18 protein-coding genes and 1 pseudogene are annotated in these 18981 nt (G+C 67.2%); 11 read left to right on the plus strand and 8 right to left on the minus strand.

Annotated features, from left to right (window positions below):
* Positions 1-60 precede the first annotated feature (60 nt).
* Entirely contained in the window at positions 61-2127 is a 2067-nt protein-coding gene (locus OG558_RS08930; RefSeq protein WP_405069780.1) for an N-6 DNA methylase, read from the minus strand.
* A 155-nt stretch (positions 2128-2282) separates the two neighbouring features.
* On the opposite strand from OG558_RS08930, the gene OG558_RS08935 reads away from it, so the two are divergent.
* The 5 genes from OG558_RS08935 to OG558_RS08955 all read left to right on the plus strand — a co-directional run bounded on the left by OG558_RS08935 (position 2283) and on the right by OG558_RS08955 (position 8879).
* Positions 2283-3512, plus strand: a complete 1230-nt coding sequence (locus OG558_RS08935; RefSeq protein ID WP_405069781.1) for a DNA sulfur modification protein DndB — start codon at positions 2283-2285, stop codon at positions 3510-3512.
* Entirely contained in the window at positions 3509-5989 is a 2481-nt protein-coding gene (locus OG558_RS08940) for an AAA family ATPase (RefSeq protein WP_405069782.1), read from the plus strand. The genes OG558_RS08935 and OG558_RS08940 overlap by 4 nt, the downstream gene beginning before the upstream one ends.
* On the plus strand, positions 5986-6363 hold the full coding sequence (locus OG558_RS08945) for a hypothetical protein (RefSeq protein ID WP_405069783.1): 378 nt from the start codon (positions 5986-5988) through the stop codon (positions 6361-6363). The genes OG558_RS08940 and OG558_RS08945 overlap by 4 nt, the downstream gene beginning before the upstream one ends.
* A 321-nt stretch (positions 6364-6684) precedes the next feature.
* Entirely contained in the window at positions 6685-7752 is a 1068-nt protein-coding gene (locus OG558_RS08950) for an SDR family NAD(P)-dependent oxidoreductase (RefSeq protein WP_405069784.1), read from the plus strand.
* A gap of 11 nt (positions 7753-7763) precedes the next feature.
* Positions 7764-8879 carry a glycosyltransferase family 2 protein gene (locus OG558_RS08955; protein ID WP_405069785.1) on the plus strand — a complete coding sequence of 372 codons (1116 nt, stop codon included), beginning with the start codon at positions 7764-7766 and terminating at the stop codon, positions 8877-8879.
* A 39-nt stretch (positions 8880-8918) separates the two neighbouring features.
* On the opposite strand, the gene OG558_RS08960 is transcribed toward OG558_RS08955, so the two are convergent.
* A complete protein-coding gene (locus OG558_RS08960; protein ID WP_405069787.1) occupies positions 8919-9065 on the minus strand; it encodes a hypothetical protein in 147 nt (48 codons plus the stop codon).
* 89 nt (positions 9066-9154) lie between these two features.
* On the opposite strand from OG558_RS08960, the gene OG558_RS08965 reads away from it, so the two are divergent.
* The 4 genes and pseudogenes from OG558_RS08965 to OG558_RS08980 form a co-directional block, all read left to right on the plus strand.
* On the plus strand, positions 9155-10027 hold the full coding sequence (locus OG558_RS08965) for an alpha/beta fold hydrolase (protein WP_405069788.1): 873 nt from the start codon (positions 9155-9157) through the stop codon (positions 10025-10027).
* A gap of 44 nt (positions 10028-10071) precedes the next feature.
* Positions 10072-10443 carry an FKBP-type peptidyl-prolyl cis-trans isomerase gene (locus OG558_RS08970; RefSeq protein WP_328524434.1) on the plus strand — a complete coding sequence of 124 codons (372 nt, stop codon included), beginning with the start codon at positions 10072-10074 and terminating at the stop codon, positions 10441-10443.
* A 106-nt stretch (positions 10444-10549) separates the two neighbouring features.
* Positions 10550-11167, plus strand: a complete 618-nt coding sequence (locus OG558_RS08975; RefSeq protein WP_405069789.1) for a hypothetical protein — start codon at positions 10550-10552, stop codon at positions 11165-11167.
* Positions 11168-11188: 21 nt separating this feature from the next.
* Positions 11189-11395: pseudogene (locus tag OG558_RS08980) on the plus strand (MBL fold metallo-hydrolase); the annotation flags it as partial.
* 194 nt (positions 11396-11589) lie between these two features.
* Here the strand turns inward: OG558_RS08980 and OG558_RS08985 are convergent.
* The 3 genes from OG558_RS08985 to OG558_RS08995 are packed head-to-tail and all read right to left on the minus strand — an operon-like array spanning position 11590 to position 14615.
* Positions 11590-12504, minus strand: a complete 915-nt coding sequence (locus OG558_RS08985) for an ABC transporter ATP-binding protein (protein ID WP_405069790.1) — start codon at positions 12502-12504, stop codon at positions 11590-11592.
* A 3-nt stretch (positions 12505-12507) separates the two neighbouring features.
* A complete protein-coding gene (locus tag OG558_RS08990) occupies positions 12508-13551 on the minus strand; it encodes a FecCD family ABC transporter permease (RefSeq protein WP_405069791.1) in 1044 nt (347 codons plus the stop codon).
* Positions 13548-14615, minus strand: a complete 1068-nt coding sequence (locus tag OG558_RS08995) for a FecCD family ABC transporter permease (RefSeq protein WP_405069792.1) — start codon at positions 14613-14615, stop codon at positions 13548-13550. Before OG558_RS08995 ends, OG558_RS08990 begins: the two co-directional genes overlap by 4 nt.
* A gap of 136 nt (positions 14616-14751) precedes the next feature.
* Here OG558_RS08995 and OG558_RS09000 point away from each other — a divergent pair, with 136 nt between their 5' ends.
* Positions 14752-15573 (plus strand): siderophore-interacting protein, encoded by an 822-nt coding sequence (locus tag OG558_RS09000; protein WP_405069793.1) that lies wholly within the window; start codon positions 14752-14754, stop codon positions 15571-15573.
* Positions 15574-15624: 51 nt separating this feature from the next.
* Here OG558_RS09000 and OG558_RS09005 read toward each other — a convergent pair whose 3' ends face one another.
* From OG558_RS09005 to OG558_RS09015, 3 genes are all read right to left on the minus strand, one after another.
* Entirely contained in the window at positions 15625-16842 is a 1218-nt protein-coding gene (locus OG558_RS09005; protein ID WP_405069794.1) for an alginate lyase family protein, read from the minus strand.
* 301 nt (positions 16843-17143) lie between these two features.
* Complete coding sequence (locus tag OG558_RS09010; RefSeq protein WP_405069795.1) at positions 17144-17542, minus strand: TIGR03618 family F420-dependent PPOX class oxidoreductase; 399 nt, start codon at positions 17540-17542, stop codon at positions 17144-17146.
* A gap of 49 nt (positions 17543-17591) precedes the next feature.
* Positions 17592-18182 carry a TetR/AcrR family transcriptional regulator gene (locus OG558_RS09015; protein ID WP_405069796.1) on the minus strand — a complete coding sequence of 197 codons (591 nt, stop codon included), beginning with the start codon at positions 18180-18182 and terminating at the stop codon, positions 17592-17594.
* 88 nt (positions 18183-18270) lie between these two features.
* Here OG558_RS09015 and OG558_RS09020 point away from each other — a divergent pair, with 88 nt between their 5' ends.
* A complete protein-coding gene (locus OG558_RS09020; protein ID WP_405069797.1) occupies positions 18271-18972 on the plus strand; it encodes an SDR family oxidoreductase in 702 nt (233 codons plus the stop codon).
* Positions 18973-18981: the final 9 nt, after the last annotated feature.

The raw sequence follows: 18981 nt of genomic DNA on the forward strand, positions 1-18981 counted from the left end.
TGGATCGTTCGAATGCTCCCGAGCGTTACCGAGGGAGGCTGAATCGATACCAAGGTCGTGTCATTCGCCCGGCTCAGGGGCAAGAACGCCGCTGCTCAGCGCATCGGACAGTCCGCGAGCCAACTCCCGGCCCTCATCGGAGGCACGTGCCAGCACCGCTTCGAACTCGGCGAGGCGACGGAACGCCTCACCGTAGCGCTTCTGATCCTCCAGCGGCAGCACCGGCACCTGCAGCCGCTTGACGTTGACCCGCATCACATCGCGCATGGTCGACGACGTCCGCGCAGCCTCGCGCGCGTTCTCACCAGCCGACAACACCCCCGCCAGAAACCACGGATCCAGCACCTGCGGATCGGCTCGGATAGCGCGCAAGCTCGGCCCCAGCCGCGCGCCGACCTGCTCGTCCGTCGCGACACGCGCGATGAGCGCACGGCCAAGGCTGGGCACGAGCACATCACCAGCTTCAACGGAGACAGCATCGGCCGGTGCGCTACCGCTCGGTGCTGCGCATCGGACAACATCGACGCCGGTCACGGCCGGCGCGTTCGCAGGAGCATCCTCCGCACCGGACCTCAGCAGCCGGCGGTGGATCACCAGGCTCCCGCTTCGTGTGAGCTCCTCGAGAGACGCGCGCCTCGCGGACGCCAGCGATGACTCACCTCCTTCGACGAAACGAGGTATCGAGCGCTCCAGCGAAGCCAGGTGGCGAACAAGATCATCACGGGCGGCAAGGAGATCCGCGGCATCGAGTTCCGGCCCGACGTCGGCCGGAAGATGACGCGCAGGCGAGACGTCAATGTCCTCGTCAAGCAGTTCGATCACCGGAACCGCCCGGGAGACACCAGATTGCTCACCAAAGGCCGCAGGTTCCCTGTCAAACGCCCGCCACGCGTCAACCGCGGTATCGGTGACGGCGGCCAGGTCAACCTTGCGACCGTCGGGAGCACTCGCGGTGTCGACGACCAGCATGTGGCTCGGCTGCTCACCACCAGCCGGTCGGCGGAGAATCCAAATATGCAGACCGATGGATGTGGACGGCAACAACCCCGCCGGCAAGCCGATCACCGCCCGCAGCGCACCGCGGCGCAATAGCTCACCACGTATCCGACGCCCCGCCGACCGTGACGCGGCGGCCGGCGGCATCAGCAGCACTGCCAGGCCGCCCGGTTCAAGATGAGCGAGCGCATCCTGGACCCAGGCCAGTTCCGGTTCGGTGCGTGGCGGAAGGCCGCCGAAGGCCCAACGCTGGTCGTAAGCGAGCTGATCGTGTCCCCAGTCGTGGAGGCCGAATGGTGGATTGCTCACCACCGCATCAACCAGTTGGCCAGGAAAAGCATCAGCCCGCAGCGAGTCGCCAACGCGCACGATCGACGGAGGACCACCTGCGCCTGCCAGCCGGTGCGCGAACAGTAGCCGAACCTGGGTGATCCGGGCGGCGGTTGCGTCGAGATCCTGGGCAAAGCACTGAACCGGAGCTCCCCCGCCCGCGACCACGGCCTGAGCCACCAGCGAGCCAGTGCCACACGCGGCATCCATCACACTGCCCACAGGCCCAGCCAGCTGCAGCATCAACCGTGCCACCCCGGCGGGCGTCATGTAGTCGGATGCGGAGCCACGAGCGGACAAGTACTGCTGGTATAGCTGCTCGAACACAACGGCCGGTTCCTCATCGGCCTCGAGTCGCTCGACAGCCGCCAGTACCGCCTGCTCTCGAGGCGACCAGGCTTCAGGCATACCCTTGGCCAACAGGTCAGCGGCCACTGGGTGGACTCGACGCACGACGCCGGCCAGCCGGTCAGGAGACAACAGCTCGGCACCGCCTTCGGCATCCGCCCAGCGCGCGAAGAGCGACGTACCGGCAAGCCACAAGGCGCCTGCCAGATCAGGACCGCCCGAGGCCGCCTCGATCTCCCGCCAGATCCGCTCCGGAGCGCTAGCGGCCGGCAGCTTGCCCTGCGACGACAACCACCTCTCCACTGCGGCGAGGTCGAACGCCGGACTGGTCGCCGTACCGGCCACCGGTTGCGGAAAATCCGCGTAGCGCCGACGCCAGTTGCTCACGGCCGCCCGGCCGACGCCCGCCAGCTTCGCGATGCCAGTCGACGAGACCATGCCTGGCTGGTCCATGAGTCTCCTTCCGTGGAACGGCGCCACTGCGGCCGCAGCGCAACCATACACAGTCCAGAGCGTGTACACAGCACCTCGTGAGTTTCCTGTTGACTATGTTCACAAAGCATGATTCTCTTATGCCGTTCACGCCGCACTAACTCCCTGGAGCCTCGATGACGCTGAGCGTCGACACGAGCCGCATCACGGCCGGCCGCCGTACCGACACCTACCTCGCCATGCGCAGCCTTCAGGGCGGCCGCACTGTGTACAGCACCCGCGTTCCGCTGCTGGACCTGGACAAGATCCTGCCGGTCCCGGATCCGAGCCAGCCCGATCCGGACAACCGGAAGGTGGACCCGCGGCATGCGAAGTCGTTCGGCGACTACGTCAGCACACACTCGGCTTGGGTCGCGCCCACCCTGCTAGCGCGGGACAACGGCGGCTGCACCTTCCACCCGCTGGAGAGCAGCGACGGCAAGGTCGGGTACCTGGACATCCCGTGGTCCACGGGGACGGTGGGCGCCCTCACCACCATCGATGGGCAGCACAGGATCCTCGGCACCAGGCTGCGTCTCCGTCAACTCACCGAGGAGATCAGCAAGTGCGACCGGGATCTCTCCCGGGCTCGCTCTGGTGACCGCGCCACGAAACTGGAAGCGAGGCTCGCCGAACTGCGGGAGGCGCTGAGCCGGCTGGAGCACGAGGCCATCGGCCTGGACATCTACGTCGAGCCCGACTCCGTCCTCGCCCGGCAGATGTTCGTCGATGTGGCAGACAACGCGAAGGGGATCTCGACCGCCCTGCGCGCTCGCTTCGACGGCTCGAAGATCGCCAACCGAACCCTCGACCGCGTACTCGACTACGCGCTCCTCAAGGGCCGAGTCGATCTGGAGCAGGACCGGATGACTCGCAACAACCTCAATCTGATCGGCGCCAAGCACGTCGCCGACCTCACCAAGGCAGTCGCCGTCGGGGCCGGCGGGCGAATCACTTCTCGCCGTGAGAGCGAACTGTCTGACGAGGCTGTCGTCGAAGGTGTACACGGCTTCCTCGACTGCATCACCGAGGCTTTCGGTGATCTCGCCGACGTCGCCGAGGGAAGGCTCAGTGCGGTCGATTTGCGCAGCCGCTCGCTGCTGGGCTCGGTCGGCATGCTCCGCGTGCTTGCTGGCACCTTCCATGCGCTCCGCGCAAAGGAGATCGCTGACGACGACATCACCGCCTTCTTCGCCACCTTGAATCCACACATGGCTGCGCCGGTATCCGACGCTGGCATCTGGCGGCAGTCGGCGACTCGGCCGGACTTCGAGCCGGAGGCCTCCGCACCCGTCATGCGTACCCAGAACCTCGTCCATCTCGTCAACGTCGTCACGTCCTGGTTCCCGGAGGTTCCGCAGTCATGAACGAAACCGAACTGACGAACACGCAGACCCCATCGGCAGCTGTGCAAGACCTCTCGGTTGTCGAGACCGTATTCAATCTGGCGGCGGACGACCCCGAACTCTCCGAACGACAGACGTTCCTGGTGCTCGCTTCAATGCAAGGTGACGACGCCCTGGCCGCTGAGTTGAGCGGAGTGGCCGCGACGAGGTCGACCTCCGGCACTGCCACCGCCAAAGTCGAGGAGCCACCGGTCGGCGCCTTCTTGAAGTCGATCAGCGTGTCGGGCTTCCGGGGCATCGGCGAGACCTCGCGACTCGATCTGCACCCGGGCCCAGGCCTCACTGTTGTCGCCGGCCGGAACGGCTCGGGGAAATCCAGCTTTGCCGAGGCCCTCGAGTATGCCCTCACCGGCGACAGCTACCGCTGGTTCGGCAAGAAGGCCTCGTTCTGGAAGGACTCATGGCGCAACCTGCATCAGAGCCACCCGGCTGCCCTTCAGATCGAACTGGCCGAGGAGGGAGCCGGCCGGACGGAGATCGGCGTCGAATGGTCCGCCGACGGCAATCTCGAAGACCGCAAGGTCTGGACCCAGCGCCAGAGCGCGAAGCGCAAGGCCGGTATCGACTCACTCGGGTGGCGCAACGCCCTTGAGCTGTACCGACCGATCCTCTCGTACGACGAATTGGGCCGGCGGCTCGACGGATCTCCAACCGACCTGTATCGATCCCTCGAAAACATCCTCGGGCTGGATCAGATCGCAGACGGAATTGACCGGCTCTCGGACGAGGTGAAGCGACTCAAGGGTCCATCGACCGAGGTGACTGCAGCGAAGCGCGCACTGAGGCTGCTGCTCGAGTCGGCGCAGGACGAGCGTGCTCAGTCGGCCTTCGCTGAGATCAAGAAGAACAAGCCGAACCTCGAGCTGCTCAGCAGGCTCGCGACGGGCATGTCGGCACCGGACCAACTCGGCGAGCGTCTTCAGGCCCTGAGCGAGGTCGCCATCCCCGACAGAGAGGAGGTCGAACGCGCAGCCCAAGACCTCCTCGCCGCGGTTCAGGAACTGGCGCTGATGGGCGCTGGACCGACACGGGCGGATGCCCGGAGCAACCTGTTGGAGCAGGCACTTGCTCTCTACTCAGAGCACGGCGACCAGAGTTGCCCGGTTTGTAGTGTCGGTGCACTTGATGGCTCGTGGCGTGAACGCGTCGCCGCACAACTCGAAGCCGAGAAGGTGGAACTGGCCGCGGTCCGATCAGCCCACCAGAAGCTGACGGAGTGCCGAGAGGCCGCGTTCGCCCAGATCGCCGTACCGGAACTCCCGATTCTGAGGGGCGACCTGGCGCTGGCTGGCCTGCCCGAAGCGGAAGCAACGCTGAAGGCCTGGCGTGAGGCACCATCCTCCGACGTGGAGCTGGCTCGGCACCTCACGTCCGGGATTGCGTCGCTCATTACGCGGTTCTCACTGCTGCGTGACGAGGCATCCGCACAGCTGAGCGGACGAGACGAGAGTTGGCGCGAGCTCGCCCAGCGGATCGCCGCATGGGTCGAGCTAAAACGCGCGGCGGACGCGGTCAGCGCCGACCTCGCAGAGGTTACTGCGGCCTTCGCCTGGCTGAAGAAGAACGCCGAGACCCTGCGCAACGGGCGAATCGAACCACTCGCGGACGAGGCGCGGAAGATTTGGGCGAAGCTCCGCCAGGAGAGCAGCATTGACCTGGACAAGATCACGCTCTCCGGTCAACGGACGCGTGGCAAGGTGAATCTGAAGGCCACCGTTGACGGCGTCGCGACCGAAGCCCTGCCGGTCATGAGCCAGGGCGAACTCAACGCGATCGCCTTGGCGCTGTTCTTGCCCCGGGCAACGATGTCGGCGAGCCCGCTGCAATTCGTCGTACTGGACGATCCGGTGCAGGCGATGGATCCCGCGAAGGTGGACGGCCTGACCGAGGTGCTGATCGAGTACGCGAGGAATCGACAGGTTGTCGTCTTCAGCCATGACGACCGACTCGCTGAATCGGTGCGACGTACTGCGCCTCTCGCACGGATCGTCCAGGTCGAGCGCAGCGCCGGGTCCAAGGTCGAGGTCACCGAGTGCCAGTCGCCGGCCCGACGATATGTGGATGACCTGCGTGATCTGCTTCGGGACGAGAACGTTCCGGCGACCGTGCTCGACCAGGCGATCCCCGCGTACGCACGGCTCGCGGTCGAGGCGGCAGCGCACGAGATCTACTTCCGTCATCGACTCACCGGCGGGGCTAGTCGTGGCGAGGTTGAGGAAACCTGGACCAAGGCTCTGAAGACAACTCAACGGATCGCTCTCGCCCTATACGGCGCTGCCGGAAGAGATCTGAGCAAATGGAGCGCGCCGGCGTCGTACCGGAAGGCGACGGTGAACCTCTGCAGCCGTGGGGTTCACGGTCAGCTGGCGGCCGACCCAGCTGGAGCCCTTGCGGATGTTCGCCGAACCGTCGACGACCTGCTCGGTGCGCGGCCGTGAAGTCCGAGGAACTGCTCCAGCGCGCCAACGACATGCTCGATGGTAGCCACCCTCCAGCCCTACCGCGGAGGATGCGGATTGCGGCATTCCTGATCCGACAGGCGCTGGAGGCGGAGGTCAGCGCGCGCTGTGCCCGCCTGATCGTCAGCATCGATCACCCCGTCCGGATGCGGTCCCGCCTTCTGGTCCTGCGTGCGCTCGACCAGAGCGGGATCGCGGCGAAGGCGGAGTACGCCTGGAACGCACTCAGCCGGGCCTGCCACCACCACGCGTACGAGCTCGCGCCCACCGCCTCCGAGCTGCAGCACCTGCTCAGGGTGGTCACTCAGCTGGTCGATACGAGGACCAGCGAACAGGCGAGCGGAATCAAGTAGTGACAGAACCGCAGCGTCCGAAGAAGTGCGGGGCGTGCATATGGGGGGTGTCCCGCACTTCCTCAGACGTTGCGGTTACCGGTTCCAGTGCCAGTAGTAGCAGGCGTTTGCGGTCCACGTGACGGGGACGGTGGTGCGGTTGGTGAAGGCGGGGCCGGGCCGCGGGCGATCTCCAGAGTGCGCTGGAGCGGGAGGGAGTACGGGTGCTGGCTGTCGTCCCACCACTGTTCGAACTCGGGGGCGTCCTACGTACTCGACTCAAAGGGAGCGGGGGCATTGATCATCACAACGGAGGGATATCGAATGAGGACCTGGTCGCGCATGGCGTCCGACTTGCTCTGCCGGACAGCCGATCCGGTCTACGGCAGGGAGGCGTCTGACCTGGTCGCTGGGACCACCGCGTTGGTCACCGGCGCCGGCGGCTCCATCGGCTCCGAGATCGTCCGGCAGTTGCACCGGCTGGGCGTCCTGGAGGTGTACTACCTGGACAAGGACGAGTACGCGCTCTACCGGCTGCAACAGGAGATCGAAGGCATCGGCCTGCTTGACGACCAGCATTACGTCCTCGCCGACGTGGCCAACCGCTCCCAGATCGCGCAGGTCATGGAGGTTGTCCGGCCGGACATCGTATTCCACGCCGCCGCGTACAAGCACCTGCCCCTGTTGGAGAAGTCCCCGGCTGCGGCGATCATCACCAACGTCCGGGGTACCGAGAACGTGGTCGAGACCAGCATCGCGGCGGGCGTCAAGCGCGTGATTAACATCTCGACTGACAAGGCCGCCCGGCCGACCTCGGTGCTCGGTATGAGCAAGCGTCTCGGCGAACTGATCGCGGCCAGCCACGTCGGCTCGGCCACCCGGATCGCCAGTGTGCGGTTCGGCAACGTGCTCGGCAGCCGAGGCTCGTTCCTGGAGACCCTGGACCTGCAGGTCGGCGCCGGTCGGCCGGTTACGGTCACCCACCCCGACGTCACCCGGTACTTCATGACGATCCCCGAGGCAGCCGCCCTGGTGATCGAGGCCGGAGTGCTCGCGGAGTCCGGCGAAACCTACGTGCTCGACATGGGCGACCCGATCCGGATCCTGGACGTCATCGATCGCTTTGCCCGGCTGACCCAGACGGGCACGCCGGACATCGTCTACACCGGCCTACGTCTGGGCGAGAAGCTGCACGAGGAACTGTACGACCCGTTTGAGCCCCGCAGGGACACCCCGCACCCGCGCATCAGCAAGGTGCACGTCGATGGAGAGACCGGCCAGCACGCCATGCTGCAGGGCGAGGCAGAGATCCTGTACCGGTCCGTCCGCCTCGGAGCGACCCCGCAGGACCTGCGCGCCGAGATGCTCCGGCTGATCGAGGCCAACACCCTGAACGGCATCGCTGCGTGAACGCGTCCTGGATGATCTTCTTGCCGGTGCTGGCAATGGCGCTGCTGGACACCGTCGCCGGGCTGCGGGCTCGCGGCTTCGGCCACAAGGACACAAAGGCCTGGCACGCCGACTTCACTGTCCTGGTTCCGATCTACGGCAGCGCCCGCTACCTGGAGAACGTCGGCTACCTGGCGCAGTACAACGCCCGGGTCGTCCTGTGCACCACGGCTGGCGAGACGCCCGAGTTTTACGCCGACCTGGCCGCCATCGCCAACCGGCATAGCTTCAACATCTATCGCAGCCCCAGCCTGGTTACCACCGGCTCGGGTCAGCGCGCCACGTCCGGCACCACCCGCGACCGGATCATCCGTGACGCCTTGCAGATCGTCGACACGGAGTACGTCATCATGCTTGACGCGGACTCCGCAACCGTCCGGCCGTTCGACGAGTTGGTCGGCGAGATTCGCGAGGACGGCTACGACGTGACCAGCGTCCGACTGGTGATCCGCGACGAGCCGAACTGGCTGGTGAAGCTGCAGCGGCACGAGTACCGGCTGGCGATGCAACTGCGCTTCATCGCACCCTGGCTGGTGTCCGGCGCCTGCCATGCCGGTCGGACGATCGCGCTGCGGGATGTCATGAACCGGCACTCGCTGTTCTTCCAGGGCAACGACATCGAATTCGGCGTCATCGCCAAGACCATCGGCTACAAGATTGGCCACGTTCCGTTCGAGATCCTGACGTCGGCACCCAACACCCTGAAGGCCTGGTGGCGTCAGCGACTTGCCTGGAGCGGTGGGGAGTTCCGGCTGTTCGTCACCAACATCCGCTTCGTGATCTGGCACCCCTTCTTCTGGCTGTACGGCGCGGTCATCGCGATCGGAGCGTTCCCGTTCCGCTGGGCGGCCGTGATCCATCCTGGGCTCCCGCTGGTCGGTGCGGTGGGCATCTACTACCTGCTGGTGATCTGGCTGCACTGGCGGGCTCGTGACCGCTGGATGCTGCTGATGCCGTTCTACTCACTGTTCTCCAGTCTCGTGCTGACTCCGATCGGCCTGTTGGCCTACCTGCACATGGCCGTCAAGCATCACAATGGCGGAGTCATCCGCCCGGACGGTCGGCTGGCACGGCATGCGGTCTCGTAGGGCGTCACAGGGACCGCTGGCACCTTACCGGGTGCCTTCTCACTCACGCCGAACGAGATCGTCGCAGCCTGGAACCCCGGCGTGCGTCGGCCATGCTGTTGCGGGCGCGGTCAGGACGACGACCGCCGCGAGCATCAGCACGATCTTCTTCCGCCCGATCGCCGACGTAACGCCGGACGGGTCCATGCCGACTCTGTCCAGGTCGGCCGGGAGCGGTCTAGGCTCCCCGGTGAAGAGCACGATCGTTCGCGATCACGAACCATCGAGGAGCTGCCATGCCGGACCCCGTCACCCATACGCTCGACGTCCCGGGCGCCACCCTGACGTACGACGTCCGTGGCGATCTCGCCGAGCGCGACCAGCCGGTGCTGCTGTTGATCGCTTCGCCGATGGGCGCGAGCGGCTTCCCGACGTTGGCCTCGTACTTCGCCGACCGGACGGTGGTCACCTACGACCCGCGCGGGGTGGAACGGAGCGTCCGCACCGACGGCTGGGGTGAACTGTCCCCGGACGACCACGCGGCCGACCTGGTGGCACTGTTCGAGGCCCTCGACGCCGGTCCGGTCGAGCTGTTCGCCAGCAGCGGTGGCGCGGTGAACGCGCTGGCCCTGGTCGCGCAACGACCCGACCTCATCAGCACGCTGGTCGCCCACGAACCGCCGCTGGCGGGAATCCTGCCGGACCGCGAGGCGGCGTTGGCCGCGTGCGAGGACATCTACCAGACCTATCAGCGGGACGGCATGGGCGCGGGGATGGCGAAGTTCATCGCGCTGGTCGGCTTCGAGGGCGAGCTCCCGGCGGACTACACCGAGCAGCTGGTTCCGGACCCGGCCACGTTCGGGCTGCCGACGGAGGACGACAGCTCGCGCGACGACGCCCTGCTGGGACAGAACATCCGCGGCTGTACGTCGTACCAGCCGGACTTCGACGCCCTCGAGAAGGCGAAGGACCGGCTGGTGCTCGCCGTCGGCGACGAGTCCCGGCAGCAGCTCGCCGGCCGGGCCGGGAAGGCGGTTGCCGAGCGGCTCGGGCTCGCGCCGGTGACGTTCCCGAGCAACCACGGCGGTTTTCTGGGCAACGAGTACGGGATGCCGGGCAAGCCGGAGGAGTTCGCCGCCAGGCTGCGCGAGGTTCTGGCCGGCCGGTAACGGGCGCTTGAACGGTCCGAGGGCTGATCTGCTTAGCTTGTGACATGACTGAGAAGCCAGAGATCGACTTTCCGGACGGGCCGCCGCCGGCGGATCTCGAGATCACCGACATCACCGTGGGCGACGGCGACGAGGCCAAGGCCGGTTCCCGGGTCAATGTGCACTATGTGGGCGTGGCCCACTCGACCGGCGAGGAGTTCGACGCGTCGTACAACCGCGGCGCCCCGCTGGCCTTCCAGCTCGGCGTCGGCCAGGTCATCCAGGGCTGGGACACCGGCGTCCAGGGGATGAAGGTCGGCGGCCGGCGCAAGCTGGTCATCCCGCCGCAGCTCGGGTACGGCGACCGCGGCGCGGGCAGCGCGATCAAGCCCGGCGAGACCCTGATCTTCGTGGTCGACCTGATCAGCGTCAGCTGATCCTCTGTCCGGGGCCCCCGCGATCCGCCACAATGGCGGCATCGCGGGGGTCTTTCGCGTAGTTGTACTCATCCGCCTCGCCCAGCGGTCGGTTTGACTGAGAGGCATGACGACGATGGTTGCCACGGCCACGCCGACGGTGCGGGTGAACGTCATCCGGTACGCCGCTCTGACCGCGAAGGTACTGCTTTTCGCTTTGTTGCTCTCGGCACTGATCTGGCCGGACCTGAGCGGGATCAAGGGGAAGGCGTCGACCGTACGGCTGATCGTCTACCCGATCGGCGCGATGGCGCTGCCGCTGTGGTGGTGGGTTTACGGGCGGGCGAAGAGCAAGCTGCACGACCGCTACCCGTGGCCCGCCGACCTGCTGATGACGCTCCCGTGGCTGATCGATCTGATCGGCAACCGGCTCAACCTGTTCGACACGGTGAACTGGTGGGACGACGCCATGCACTTCATCCTCTGGGGCTTCCTCACCGCCGGCGTCCTGCTCGCCTTCGCACTCCGCAACCTCTCCCGCGGTCTGACGGCGTTCGTAGCCCTCGGCTTCGGCGCTACCGCGGCCGTGGTGTGGGAGATCGGTGAGTACTTCGCCTTCGTCCGCAACTCGACCGAGCTCCAGACGGCGTACACCGACACCCTCGGCGACCTCGCCCTCGGCACCCTGGGCGCCCTCCTGGCCGGCCTGATCCTGTACCAGACCCGCGCCAGAGTGGCGCGATGACGGACGTCACGATCGTTGGCAGTGGGTACGCATGCGGGTCTGGCGGACGCTTTCAGACCTGCATCGCGTTGGAATCGCAGGTTCTGGTCGACTGCGGGGGCAACGAGTCTCACCGCGCTGCGGCAGGCCGGCCTCGATCCGAACGAGATCCGCACGATCGTCGTCTCTCACCTGCACGGCGATCACTTCGGCGGACTGCTGCCACTCTCCAACCCCCCGGAGATGACCGGCCTCCGCGAGTTGCCGAGCGTGGGCGGGGTGACTCGGGGATGGTTGCTGAGTGGCGCAGGTCCGCCCCCACCACTTGTCGGCCCGCGACCTCCGCGCGGGCACCGAGTCGTGAATTCTGGTGGACGTACGGCGCTTGGCACAGAGCCGCGATCCACGACTCGAGGCCGGGTATCCGGATCGGGGTATGGGGCTCAGCGGTCGATGGGGCGGCAGATGCCGTTGGCGGCGGCGGAGGCGGCCAGGGCGGCCGCAATGGGAGATGCTGTCGCGGCCGACGGCTTCGCATCGTTGACGGCGTTGGTGCGAGTGATGTGGCGGCCGATCGGGACGACCATCGGCGTACCGGCGACCGGGTCGGGGACGACCTTGACAGCGAGGCCGAAGACATCGTCGACGACCTCCTCCGTGATCACCTCCCGAGGGTTGCCCTCGGCAACGATGGCGCCGTCCTTCATCGCGATCAGGTGGTCGCCGAACCGACAGGCCTGGTTGAGGTCGTGCAGGACCAGGACGATCGTCCGCTCCTCGGACTTGTTCAGGTCGACCAGCAGATCGAGCACCTCGAACTGGTGGGTCAGGTCGAGGAACGTCGTCGGCTCGTCCAGCAGCAGGATGTCCGTCTCCTGCGCGAGCGCCATCGCGATCCACACCCGCTGCCGCTGACCACCGGACAACTCGTCGATCGGCCGATCCGCGAGCGAGAGTACGTCGGTCGACGTCATCGCGGCCGCGACCGCTTCGTCGTCGGTCCTGGTCCACTGCCGGATCCACCGGGTCCGCGGGTATCGCCCGCGCCCGACCAGGTCGGCGACCGTGATCCCCTCCGGTGCGGTCGGTGACTGCGGCAACAATCCGAGCTTGGTCGCCACCTCCCGGGTCGGGATCGACTGGATGCTCTTGCCGTCCAGCAGCACGGTCCCGCGCGACGGCTTCAGCAGCCGGGCCAGTGTCTTCAGCAGCGTGGACTTGCCGCAGGCGTTGGCGCCCACGATGACGGTGATCTTCCCGGTCGGGATCCGCACCGACAGGTCGTGGATGATCTCGCGCTGGTCGTAGCCGACCGCGAGCCCATCGGCAGCCAAGCTGTGTTCCACAGAGTTCTCCATCTCTCAGCCACCACTCCCGACCCGGTTGGCCCGAGCCAGCAGGAACATCAGGTACGGCGCACCCACCACGCCGGTCACCACGCCGACCGGCAACTGCGTGTCCCCGAACGCGTGCTGCGCGATCAGGTCCGACAACGCCACCACCAGCGCGCCGAGCAGCGCGGACGCGATCATCGCCGGCCCCGGTGATCGCGTCACCCGCCGCGCGATCGGCGCCGCGACGAACGCGACGAACCCGATCGGCCCGGCCGCCGCCGTCGCCACCGCGGCCATCAGGACCGCGATGACGATCAGCCCGAGCCGCGAGCTCTCCACCCGCAGCCCGAGCCCGTACGCCGTCTCGTCGCCGAGCTGCAGAATGCGCAGCCGGTGCACGAGGAACGCCGTCAGCGGCGCCAGCACCACAAGCGTGATCGCGAGCGACCGCACGTTCGACCAGTCCCGCCCGTTCAGGCTCCCGGTCAGCCAGATCAGCGCCTGCTGCGCGATCTCGACCCTTGCCTTGGTCAACAGGTACGACGTGATGCTGGTGGCGATCGCGCCGATCCCGATCCCGATCAGGATCAACCGGTAACTCGACACCCCGTGCCGCCAGGCCAGCACGTACATGATGAACGCGGTGAGCACCGCGCCGGCGATCGCGAGGCCCGACACCGCTGCCTCGGTCAGCCCCAGGGTGACGATGGCGAACACCGCGAACGCGCTGGCGCCGTACGTGACGCCGAGGATGTCCGGGCTGGCCAGCGGGTTGCGGGCGATGCTCTGGAAGATCGCGCCGGACATGCCGAGCGCGGCCCCGACCAACAGGCCGGTGAGTGCCCTCGGCAACCGAAGCTCGTTGACGATGAACTCGGTCGCCCTGTCCCCGCCGCCGAACAGCGTCTTCACCACATCGAGAACCGGGATCTTGAAGTCACCCAGCGACAGCGAGACGCAGAACGTCGCGAAGACGACGACCGCGAGTACGACGATCACCAGCAGCGATCGTGCCTGCCGAGCCGCCCGGGCTCGAGTGATGACCTGAACCGCCTCAGCCGTCGTCGTCATAGGTCGGCCAACTTCCGTCGCCGTACCAGTGCGATGAAGAACGGCGCACCGATCACCGCCGTGACGATGCCGACCTGCAGCTCACCGGGCTGCGCGACGATCCGGCCGAGCACGTCGGCACCGAGCAGCAGGATCGGCGCCAGCAGCATCGAGTACGGCAGGATCCAGCGGTAGTCCGGCCCGGTCACCAACCGCGCGACGTGCGGGATCGTCAACCCGATGAAACCGATCGGTCCCGCCGCCGCCGTGGCCGCTCCACACAGCAGTACGACGACCACCGCGACGAACAACCGGGCCAGGCCGACCCGTTGACCGAGCGACTTCGCCACCTCGTCACCGAGCGACAACGCGTTCAGCAAGCGCCCCGAGACCAGCGCCAGCACGATCCCGATCAGGATGAACGGCGCGACCTGCCCCGCGATGTCCGAACCGCGGCCGGCCAGCGACCCGACCGACCAGAACCGGAACTGGTCGAAGGTGTCGACGTCACCGATCAGGACGGCAGTGGTGAGCGACCCGAGCATCGCGGTCATCGCCGCCCCGGCGAGCGCCAGCTTCACCGGCGTCACTCCCTCGCGGCCGAGCGATCCGAGCAGATAGACGACGACGGACGCGGCCGCCGCACCCGCGAACGCGAGCCAGACGTACGCCGTCAGGCTCGACAACCCGAACCAGTAGATGCCGCCGACAACGAAGAGCGCGGCTCCACCGTTGACTCCGAGGATGCCGGGATCGGCCAGCGGGTTTCGGGTGACGCCCTGCATCAGCGCCCCGGACAACCCCAGGGCGGCGCCGACGAGCAGACCGATCACGGTCCGCGGCACGCGCAGTGAGTGGACGATCACATGATCGGTGTCCGTCTCGTTGTAGTGGCGCAAGGCATCGATCACCGTCGGCAGCGGGATCTGCTTCGACCCGACGGCGATGCTGAGCAAGGTCACCAGCACGAGCAAGGCGATACAGCCGATCAGGCCGACGACGAGTGTCGCCCGCCTGGTACGCCGAGGGCGCGACGAGACGGCGACAGCGGGGTCGGCCGAGACCAAAGCAGTGGGCGGGGGCATTGGACTTTGGGATCCTCTTAGGTAAGGCTAACCTCTAGACGCATCAGAATAACCCGGTCGTCCATGGGTCCGCACCTGCGTAGTTTCCTGACCGGGCGGTGGGGCGGGGTAGCCAAGACATGGAGAAACCAAAGGCATGACGACTGTGCTCGAGCGGCCGATCGTGTTCGACTCCGTCCTCGCCACCGTGGCGGCGGTCGATGATCTGAGCCCACACCTGCGCCGCGTGACGTTCGTCGCACCGCGGATCGCGGAGGCGGTCACCGCCGGACCGGACCAGCGGATCAAGGTGCTGCTCGCACCGCCCGACGGCAGCGCCATCAAGCTCCCATCCGGCCCCGAGTGGTACCCGCAATGGTGTGCGCAGCCGGTCGAGGAGCGTTTCATCATGCGGACGTACACCGTCCGCGCCCTGCGTCCCGAGGTCGCCGAGCTCGACGTCGAGTTCGTCCTGCACGGCGTGAACGGCCCGGCATCGGCCTGGGTCAGCGAGGCTCGGCCGGGTGACCAGGTCGGTCTGATCCTGCCGTTCGCGGTCGACACCACCAGCACCAAAGGTCTGCTGCACTCCGGGGTCGACTACGTCCCACCGGCGACGAGCGTGCGCCGCGTCCTGGTCGCCGACGAGACCGCGCTGCCTGCTCTCGCCGGGATCCTCGAGCAGCTGCCCGCCGCCGTCCACGCGACCGTCTTCGTCGAGGTCCCCGACGCCCGCGACATCCGGCCACTGCCGACCTCCGGTTCCGCCGACGTCACCTGGATCACGCCCGCCGGCGACATGTCGTTGCTCGAAGCCCTCAAATGCGCCGACCTGCCGTACGACGCCGACTACGCCTGGGTGGCGGGTGAGTCGTCGATGATCAAGTCGGTCCGCCGCCACCTGGTCGACGCGGTCGGCATGCCGAAGGCGGCCATCTCCTTCCAGGGCTACTGGAAGCGTGGCGAGGCCCAGATCTGACGTGCTCCGGGAGAGCTGAAGGGCAGAGTTCCAGCTCTCCCGGAAGCCTTGTTATGAAGGGTTCTCGGCGTGGGTCAGGGTCTCCCACGCGACGAACAGGTTGTTCGAGCCGGCCGGGCGACGCGACTCGGTCAGGGCCTGGGTGTTCGTCATCGCGATGCCGAGGCGGGTGTGCAGGGCGTTGTAGCCGACCTCGGTGATCGGGCCGAGGCCGCGGTTCACAGTGCCGTTGCACAGCCAGGACGGCACCGGCTCGAGGTTGCGCTCCCACCGGGACTGGAATCCGAGCGCCTGCCGCAGCCGCTCACCGAACTCCGGGTAGAGGTCGATCCCCTGGATCCGGGACGTCTCCAGTACGTGCGAGATCGACGAGATGCCGTAGCCGGTGTGGGTGAAGTCGCGACAGGTCTCCTGAGTCAGACCGGTCACGAAGGTCCCTTGACCTTGCCAGTACGCGACGATCTTGTCGCGGGTGTCGAGGTTCTGGCTCGGCTTCGTCTTCGGCAGCGCGCCGTCCGACTCCAGGTACACGTACGCCGGCACCCGAACCCGGTAGAGCGCGATCGCCTTGTCGTACACGGTCTTGTCCTCGAGGAACACGCCGATGCCCTGGATCGCCTCGGTCATGCTCAACTCCCAGTTCCCGTTGGAGTTCGAGCCGTTGATGATCTCGGGCAGGTACACGTTGCGCAGCATGGTCGCGAACCGGCCCGAGTTCGGCCAGTTCCCGTACACGTACTTGATGATCTCCGCGGCCTTCGGCCAGGACGACGCCGCCCACGCGGTCTGCAGCGGCGCATTGCTGTTCGTGTGGTCCTGGATGGTCGCCGACCACGCGTCCATCAGCTGGATCGCCTTCTGCGCATAGCGATCGTCACCGGTGAGGTACCAGAGCAAGGCGTCTGTGTACGCCGCGATGGCGTCCTCACGCTCGTTGGTGCAGCCGAGGTTCGGATTCGAGTACGGGCCGCACTCCACGACCGCCGGTGGGGTCGGCGTACGCGAGAGGGATGCGTAGGAGCTGCTCTTGGCCTGGTTGAACGCGTTCGTCCACGGCTGTGCACCGGCCTGCACCTTGGCCCGGACGAAGTCCAGCTGAGCCCGACTCACCCCGACACCAGGATGGGTGAACGTCGCAGGCGCATCGACAGCTGCTGGTACGGCGGAATGCGGTGAGTCGGCGCTGGACGCGGCGACCGCTGGGCTGCTGAGGGCTCCGGCCACCAGCGCTGCACACGCTGTGGCAAGGAGCAGGGGTTTGGTTCGCATGGGCGGATGTCCTGTCTTCGGGGGCGGTAGGACACTGCGCTTCCCCGCGTGCCCGGAGGCACTAGCGCAGGGTCTTTGCGAAAGTTTGACGACGGACGGTGAGCGCGTCAATATCCCAGCGAACATCGGCTTCACAACGGAACAACCGCACGGCTTTTCCCAGCTCAGTGGAACAAAGTGAGAACTTGTCCCACGAAACGCCGCCAGTTCTCGACCGCCGGAATCGCAGTCATTGCCGGTTCGGAACTACCCTCCGTCACCACCGCGACCACGGACGCCATCTCGCAGTGATCCGGGTCTCTCAGGGGTGTCCCAGCTGACTCGTGATGCGTTCGACGATGACGCTCGTGGCGTAGCGCGTGGTGCCCGGCGGCTCCACGTCCGCCCACTCGCCGGCGTACTTCCGGGCGATCGTCCGCTCGAGCGCGAACTCCGGGTCAGGGACCAGATCGTCGATCCGGCCGCGGAGCTCGACGTAGTGCGTCGGGCGGGCCGGGTCGACGATCACGACCGAGATCCGCGGGTTGCGCTGGAGGTTACGCAGCTTCTGCCGGCCGTCGACCAGACTGATGCGCACCCGTTCGCGGTCCCAGAGGAACCACAGTGGCGTCACCTGCGGCTCACCACGCTTGCCGATCGTGCCCACCATCGCGACCGCAGTCGAGGACAACAGGTCGTGAAACGCCGCCGGGATCTCCACTCGCGCCTCCTCCGTAGGGACAAGGCACCGAGCGTACGTGTGGGCGGGATCAGCGCAGCTGCGTTGCGAGGTCGCCGGAGCGAACGCCGGCCGCGTCCAGCAGCGCGGCTGCGGTGGTGACGCCAATGCCGCCCAGCGGCTGCGCCCGCACGACCGATCGCGCGCTCGCGCCGTCGAAGATGATCGTCAGCTGGATCGCCAGCGTGCCCGGATCCTCCGCGCCGGCCTTCACCAACTCGCGGTGGAAGAAGTCGGTCAGCTGCTGCTTGAAGTGGCGCGCGACCACCGACCCCGGGTGCTCGGGATTCTTCAGCTCCACCGCCGTACTCACGTACGGGCAGCCCAAGAAGTTGCCAGCAGCAACCACAGCGTCCTGCCGCTCGAACACGTCCAGGATCCGGTCCCGGGCCGGCCGGTCGTCCTCCGCGCCGGGCTGCAGCAGGGTCCGGTACGCCGCCCCGCGGCTGGCCAGGCTCTCCGCGATCAGCTCGTCCTTGGACCGGAACAGCTGGTACATGGACTTCTTCGACACCCCGGCCGCCTTGCAGAGCGCGTCCACTCCGATGTTCACGCCGTCGCGGTAGAAGAGTTCGCCCGCGGCGTCCAGGAGCCGCTCGCGGGAGGTTGCCGAGGTGGTCATGGAACGAGGGTACCGGCTGGATTTGCCTGAGGAAACCGATCGGTTTACAGTGGCGGAAACAGATCGGTTTCTACCTAGGGAGTTTCAGATGACCTCACTCGCAGGCGCCGTCGTCCTGGTCACCGGCGGGCAGCGCGGCATCGGCAAGGCGATCGTCGACGATCTGCTCGACCGTGGAGTCGCCAAGGTCTACGCGACCGCGCGCAACCCGCAGGACAGCTCCGACCCGCGCGTGGTCCCGCTGCCGCTGGAGATCACCGACGCGGCATCGATCGAGGCGCTGGCCGCGGCCGCTCCCGACGTCACCGTCCTGATCAACAACGCCGGCGCCAGCTCGCCGGACACCTACCTGGACGCACCGGCCGCCGAGATCCGGGCCGTCTTCGACGCGAACTTCTTCGGCCCGCTCGAGCTGACCCGGACCTTCGTTCCGATCATCGAGCGGAACGGCGGCGGCCACATCCTGAACGCCCACTCGGCCCTGTCCTGGGTCGCGCGGCACGGCGCGTACTCCGCGACCAAGGCCGCGTTCTGGCTGCAGACCAACGCGATCCGGCTCGAACTGCGCAACCGCGGCATCGGCGTCACCGGCCTGCACATGGGGTACGTCGACACCGACATGACCACGGCGGTCACCGCCCCGAAGTCCCGTCCCGAGGACATCGCCAAGCAGGCCCTCGACGGCATCGAGTCCGGCGCCCACGAGGTCCTCGCCGACGACACAGCCCGCGGCGCCAAGGCCGCCGTCTCACAGGACCTGACCGTGCTGTACCCCGAGCTGGTCAATTAGCCGGGATGG

Origin of the sequence: Kribbella sp. NBC_01510 (assembly GCF_045040325.1) — a bacterium.
In the GTDB taxonomy this organism is placed as follows: domain Bacteria; phylum Actinomycetota; class Actinomycetes; order Propionibacteriales; family Kribbellaceae; genus Kribbella.